Source organism: Oleiphilus sp. HI0125 (genome assembly GCF_001635355.1).
This window is the reverse complement of the sequence record NZ_LWGF01000169.1, coordinates 1-667: the sequence shown is the minus strand read 5'-3', so window position 1 is coordinate 667 and position 667 is coordinate 1. Positions and strand designations below refer to the sequence as shown.

At 45.7% G+C, this 667-nt stretch carries 2 protein-coding genes; both read left to right on the top strand.

Annotation, left to right across the window (positions count from 1 at the left end; genetic code table 11):
• A partial coding sequence (locus A3762_RS02735; protein WP_197468968.1) for a twin-arginine translocase subunit TatC occupies positions 1–211 on the top strand: 211 nt, incomplete at its 5' end.
• A gap of 2 nt (positions 212–213) precedes the next feature.
• The coding region (locus A3762_RS02730; protein ID WP_156493164.1) for an RsmE family RNA methyltransferase at positions 214–667 on the top strand (454 nt) is incomplete at its 3' end.

The window sequence follows — 667 nt, the reverse complement described above, 5'->3', positions numbered from 1 at the left end:
GTCAGTGGGGGCGACAAGCACAGCCAGCCTTTCAGAGAAGCGCCCTTACCTCGTTGTTGGCTGTTTTGTTGTGGGTATGCTTCTGACTCCACCTGACGTTATTTCTCAAACATTGCTAGCCCTTCCAATGTGGCTTTTGTTCGAAATCGGTTTACTGTTTTCAAAACTTATTGAGAAAAAACAAACAGAAAATGAGCAACTAACAAACTAGTAATGAACCTGCTCTTACTCTCTCCAAACAATATTATCGATGAGTCGACTGCCGTCATTAAAGGACGGCAGCTCGAGCATATCCACAAGACCTTGCGCGCGAAAACCGGTGATACGCTGAGCGTAGGCATTGAAAACGGTTTGATTGGGAAAGGCACATTAACCGAGCTCAATCAAGTACAAGCAAAGCTAACATTTCGCTGTACAAAGCAAGCCCCAGCACCATTACCGATCAAGCTCGTATTGGCGCTACCACGGCCTAAAATGCTTCGTCGCATCATTCAAACTGCCGTCACGATGGGAGTCAAAGACTTCACCTTTATCAATGCCTGGAAGGTAGAAAAGAGTTATTGGCAGACCCCTTGGTTAAACGAGGAATCACTGCGTGAAAATGCGCTCATCGGCTTAGAGCAAGACAAAGATACGGTGATGCCTGTATTCAAAACAAGAAAGCTGT